This window comes from Candidatus Protofrankia californiensis (assembly GCF_900634765.1).
GTDB lineage: Bacteria > Actinomycetota > Actinomycetes > Frankiales > Frankiaceae > Protofrankia > Protofrankia californiensis.
The window spans coordinates 11303-16120 of record NZ_CAAAFT010000021.1 but is presented as its reverse complement, the minus strand read 5'-3'; the positions used below and the strand labels follow the sequence as shown (position 1 = coordinate 16120).

5 protein-coding genes are annotated in these 4818 nt (G+C 70.5%); 1 reads left to right on the top strand and 4 read right to left on the bottom strand.

The window, feature by feature from the left end:
- Positions 1-207: 207 nt before the first annotated feature.
- Positions 208-603 (top strand): cold-shock protein, encoded by a 396-nt coding sequence (locus tag DD1DGNOD_RS00830; RefSeq protein WP_131764703.1) that lies wholly within the window; start codon positions 208-210, stop codon positions 601-603.
- A 123-nt stretch (positions 604-726) separates the two neighbouring features.
- Here the strand turns inward: DD1DGNOD_RS00830 and DD1DGNOD_RS00825 are convergent, their stop codons facing one another.
- The 4 genes from DD1DGNOD_RS00825 to DD1DGNOD_RS00810 all read right to left on the bottom strand — a co-directional run bounded on the left by DD1DGNOD_RS00825 (position 727) and on the right by DD1DGNOD_RS00810 (position 4682).
- Positions 727-1590 carry a 1,4-dihydroxy-6-naphthoate synthase gene (locus DD1DGNOD_RS00825; protein ID WP_131764704.1) on the bottom strand — a complete coding sequence of 288 codons (864 nt, stop codon included), beginning with the start codon at positions 1588-1590 and terminating at the stop codon, positions 727-729.
- On the bottom strand, positions 1587-2516 hold the full coding sequence (gene mqnB, locus DD1DGNOD_RS00820; RefSeq protein WP_131769217.1) for a futalosine hydrolase: 930 nt from the start codon (positions 2514-2516) through the stop codon (positions 1587-1589). The genes DD1DGNOD_RS00825 and mqnB overlap by 4 nt, the downstream gene beginning before the upstream one ends.
- Before the next feature lie 105 nt (positions 2517-2621).
- On the bottom strand, positions 2622-3068 hold the full coding sequence (locus DD1DGNOD_RS00815) for a hypothetical protein (RefSeq protein ID WP_131764705.1): 447 nt from the start codon (positions 3066-3068) through the stop codon (positions 2622-2624).
- A 135-nt stretch (positions 3069-3203) separates the two neighbouring features.
- Entirely contained in the window at positions 3204-4682 is a 1479-nt protein-coding gene (locus DD1DGNOD_RS00810; RefSeq protein WP_131764706.1) for an MFS transporter, read from the bottom strand.
- Between the last annotated feature and the right edge of the window lie 136 nt (positions 4683-4818).

Below are 4818 nucleotides of genomic sequence, written 5' to 3'. Positions count from 1 at the left end.
GTTCCTGGGTTGCCGGGCCAAAGGCAGCGCGATCATGTTTTCTCCGACAGGACCGACTTCCTGGGGAGCGGGGTGAACATCGGTTGGACGCTTCTGCCCGGTGACGAAAAAGTACGGACGACCACCCGTCGGCGTGTCCCCGGATAGCCTTGAGACCCCGGTACCTCACCGGACAGTCTCCCTTCGCTACTCATAACGAGGTCTCCCGTGCCCACCGGCAGAGTCAAGTGGTTCGACGTCGACAAGGGCTTTGGCTTTCTCAGCCGTGACGACGGCGGTGATGTGTTCGTCCACAAGGCCGCGCTCCCGCCCGGCGTGGACAAGCTCAAGCCCGGCGACCGGGTCGAGTTCGGGATCGCCGCGAGCCGCCGTGGCGACCAGGCGTTGTCGGTGCGGGTGCTTGCGGCTCCGCCGTCGGTGGCGAAGGCCGCTGCGCAGGCGGCGCGACGCAGCCCCGACGAGCTCCACAGCATGGTCGAAGACATGATCAAACTGCTGGACGAGGTGCAGGGCTCGCTGCGTCGAGGGCGCTACCCCGACCGTCGCACGGCCCAGAAGGTGGCGAAGGTCGTCCACGCGGTCGCCGACGAGCTGGAGGTCTGATCGCGACCTGTTCATTCCACGCGGCAAATATTGATCTTGGTTTTGTGAACCGGCGCCCGGCCGCTGCCCGGCCGGTCCGGGATCAAGGTCGGGCCGGCCGGGTCGAGCCGAGGTCCGGGTAGATCAGCGCAGGGGAGCGGACAGGGCCGGTACGAGGTTGGCGGCGGCCGCGCGGCCCAGCAGCACCTCGACCGCTTCGTAGCCCTCGTCACCGAGCTGCAGGGTGTGGTCGTTGACGTACAGCCCGATGTGGGCGTCCACCACCTCCGGGTCCATCTCCTGCGCGTGGTCGAGGACGTAGGAACGCGACGCCTCCGGATCGGTGAACGCGGCAGCCACACTCGCCCGCACCGCGGCCGACAGCGCGGCGCCGTCGAGGTGACGACGGCCCAGGACGGCCCCGAGCGGGATCGGCAGGCCGGTTTCGGACTCCCACCAGTCACCGAGGTCGGCGACAGCGGTCAGGCCGAAGGACGGGTAGGTGAACCGGGATTCGTGGATCACCAGGCCGGCGTCGTACCGCCCGTCCCGCACCGCGGGCATGATTTTCTCAAAGGACAGGACGTCGATGTCACTCACCCCGCGTCCCTGTGCCCACAGGCGGAACAGCAGGTAGGCGGTTGTGCGCATACCGGGGATCGCGACGCGTGCGCCGCGCAGGTCGTCCCGACCGGCGGTCAGCACGAGGGGCCCGCAGCCGCGTCCCAGCGCACTCCCGGCCGACAGCAGCCGGTAGGAGCCCAGCAGCCAGGGCAGGGCCGCGTAGGAGACCTTGACCACGTCGTCCAGGCCGTCGGCGGCGCGCCGGTTCAGCACGTCGATGTCGGCGAAGGTCACCGTGGCCGGTGTGCCGTCCCCGACCAGCCCGTGCGCGAGCGCATGAAAGGCGAACGTGTCGTTCGGGCACGGGGAGATCGCCAGCGACAGCGGGGATGGCAGCGCCGGCGGGGTCGTCGCGGTGTCGCCGCCGCTGCCAATCTGGATCATGATGTGCCCGCCGGGGTCGGCCCCGCCGGTTCGGCCCGCCCGGCAGAGCCGGAGGTGCGCACAGCGGCGGTGAGCGTGTCGATGCCGGCAGCGAGAGCGGCTGCCGCGGCGCTCAGTCCGGACAGGGCGCCCGGCAGGTCCCAGCTGGACCGGTCACGGCGTCCGACCGCGTTACTGATCGCGCGGATCTCGGCAAAGGGTGTGCCGTACGCCGCCGCCGCCGTCGCGACCGCATACCCCTCCATAGCCTCAGCGGCCGGGCCGAAGCGCAGCGCCAGGGCCGCGGCTCGACGATCGGTCCCGGTGACCGTCGAGACGGTCAGTACCGGTCCGGTCCTGACCGCGCGTCCGGTACCGCTGAGGACGTCAACGAGCGCCTGGACGGCGTCTTCCCGGGGGGCCAGCATGGAGGCTCCGAGCCCGAGCTGCTCCAGGGTCAGAAAGTCGCTGGACGCCGATGGTGCGGGCGACTGCGCCGGCTCGCCGGGCGAGGTGTCGACGCCGGATTCCGCACCGAGATCCGCGGCGATCAGCGCATCCGCGACGACCAGGTCACCGACGTTCGCGCGTCCGGCGAAGCCACCCGCGACGCCGAAGGAGACGATCAGGTCGAACGGATCCCCCGCGGCATGGGCTGTGGCGAGCGCGGTGGCGGTACCGGCAGCCGCCGCCGGACCGGCGGCCCCGGCGGCGAGGACGGTCACCGCACCGGACCGGCGGCCCAGGTAGGGGCCGATCCGTACGGCCGTCAACAGCTGGCGGTCCCACGATGGCGCCGAACCGCGCGACGGCGTGCCCGTACCGGAAGCGCCGGAGGCTGCGGGGACTCCGGAGGCGGTGGCCCGGGGCTGCCACGGCCCCATCATTCCGGCGCAGACCGCGTCCGCTTCGGCCGTCACCGCGGTGACGAGCAGGATCCGGCTCACGCCGCCGCCAGCAGGGGAACCGGCAGGCAGACGCAGCCCGGGCACACCGCACCCGCGGTGGTGGGGCTCACGGGATCACGGCTGACAGAACTCGAGATCATGGGGCTACGGCTGGACGACGAGACGGAACGGCCAGCTTCCGGACGCCTGGTCGGAGCCGGCGTGCGGGGCCTGGAAGATGGTCAGGTTCACCTCGCCGCGTCCGTCCGGCACGGTCAGGCGGTAGTGCTCCTCGGTGATGAGCTCGGAAATCCGGGTGTCGTTGGACGCAAGAAAGTACCCTTTGTCGGCAATCGACTTCGCAACGTCGATGTTCACGGTCGACCCGGGGACGGCGTGCAGGACGGGCGCCTGGTAGCCGGCATCCCTGATCACTGCACCGTCGTGATCGTACTGGGCGGCGTGCGCCTTGACGAAGTTACCGCCGGATTGCAATGTCACCAACGGGGTCGGCCGGTCGCAGCCGGTGAGCACCACGACCAACGCGCCGAGGAGGCAGAGTACGACGGGGCGTCGCCGCCGGGTGCGGAAAAGTAGCCGAGATACGGACACGATCGGAGGTTATCGTTCTCGACGGTCGGACGCTGACCTGCTCGCGATCCCACCGGTGGGTTGTCGGTCTCAACCCGCCGGCTCAACCCGCCGATCGTGGCAGCCGCCGGTGGCCGCGCCGCCGGTGTCGCTCGATCAGCCGGAACCGCGTTCCCACCAGTGGTGGATGGACGGCTGCGGCACGGTGGGTCTCTGCGGCACAGCGGGTCCCTGGGGCACCGCGGGTCCCTGGGGCACAGCGGGCGGCTGCGGCACGGTAGGCGCCGACGGCAGGGTGGAGGTCTGCGGCAGGGTGGGTGCTCCCGGATCGAGGTGGGCCATGGCCGGGGCGTACAGCCCGCTCCGGCGCGCCTGCGCCGCCGCCCGTGAGCGGTGCAGAGCCCGGGTTTCCAGGAACATCGTGAGCAGGACCGTCGCGGACGCGGCGGCGAAGCCGAGCGTTCCGGGCATCTCTACGAGGCCGATCGCGCCGCCGGCAACCCACGCGAGCTGCATCGCGGTTTCCGAGCGGGCGAACGCGGAGTTGCGGGTGTCCTCGGCGACGTCCCGCTGTATGATCGCGTCCAGGCCGAGCTTGCCCGTCGAGCTGGCCATGGTGACCAGCAGGGCCGCGAGCAGCGAGGTCAACTTCGTGTAGTTGACGGCGGCGCCCAGGCACCCCCCGGCGGCCATCAGCAGCGACAGCATCAGCAGCGCTTCCGGCCGTCGGTGGCCGAGGCGTCCGCCGACGAATACGCCCAGGCCGCTGCCGGCACCCGCACAGATCGCCAGTCCGGCCAGCCACAGGTTGTTGCCGCCGCTGGTCCGCAGCAAGAATGCCAGGTAGAAGGTGAGAAAGCCGACCAGACCGCGCAGTACCAGCGAGGCGCGCAGGGCCACCGGCAGCCCGCCGAGCGCCCGGCGCAGCCGGCCGGTGATATCCCGGTGGAAGCGGACCGTCCCGAGGAAAGCGCGCTTTTCACCCGCGGCGGAGTCGACGTGTTTGGGCAGGTTGAACGCGAGCAGAACGCCGGTCATATAGACAATGGCGCAGATCCGCAATACCCACGGATAACCGATGTAGGGGATGTTGGCGATACCGAGCCCGAGAGGGGCCACCACCGCTCCGGCCACGATGTTGACCAGGGAGATCCGGGAGTTGACCTTCACCAGGGTCAGGTCCCGGGGGGCCACCCGGGGGATGACCGCGCTGCGGGCCACGCCGAACGACCGGGACAGCATCAGCAGGCCGAGCGCCAGCGGGTAGACCGCCACGCCGTCGAGGGAGCCCGCGAGCTGCCAGGCGAGCATGCCCCGGGCCAGGCAGATCGCGGCCAGGGCGGTCCGGCGTCCATAGGCGAACCGGTCCAGCACCGGGCCGATCACCGGCGCCAGCAGGACGAACGGCACCATTGTGATCAGCAGGTACAGCGCGACCTTCGACCGTGCCTCACCTGTGGGCACCGCGAAGAAAAGCGATCCGGCGAGTGCTACTGTGACCAACGCGTCCCCGGCCGCGTTGACGAACGAAAGCTCCGTCAGGGAGGCAAGTCCGGACTGTTCGGCGCCGCCCCGACGGGCGGAGGCTCGCAGCTTCCGGACCCCCCTGGCGACACCGGCACCCACGTTCACCATGCTGAGTGTCCTCCCCCCCAGGAGAGCCATCACGACCACGCAGCGCAGTTCCGGAACGTGTAGGCGACAATACGTGCGTGGAGGCTCAGGATGTGCAGCTTGGCCCGACAGCACCCCCGACACCGGTGAGCGGGGA

Bases quoted from the DNA above. Each gene is read 5' to 3' on its own strand.
- DD1DGNOD_RS00810 (WP_131764706.1), bottom strand. From the start codon at position 4,682: ATGGTGAACGTGGGTGCCGGTGTCGCCAGGGGGGTCCGGAAGCTGCGA.
- DD1DGNOD_RS00825 (WP_131764704.1), bottom strand. From the start codon at position 1,590: ATGATCCAGATTGGCAGCGGCGGCGACACCGCGACGACCCCGCCGGCG.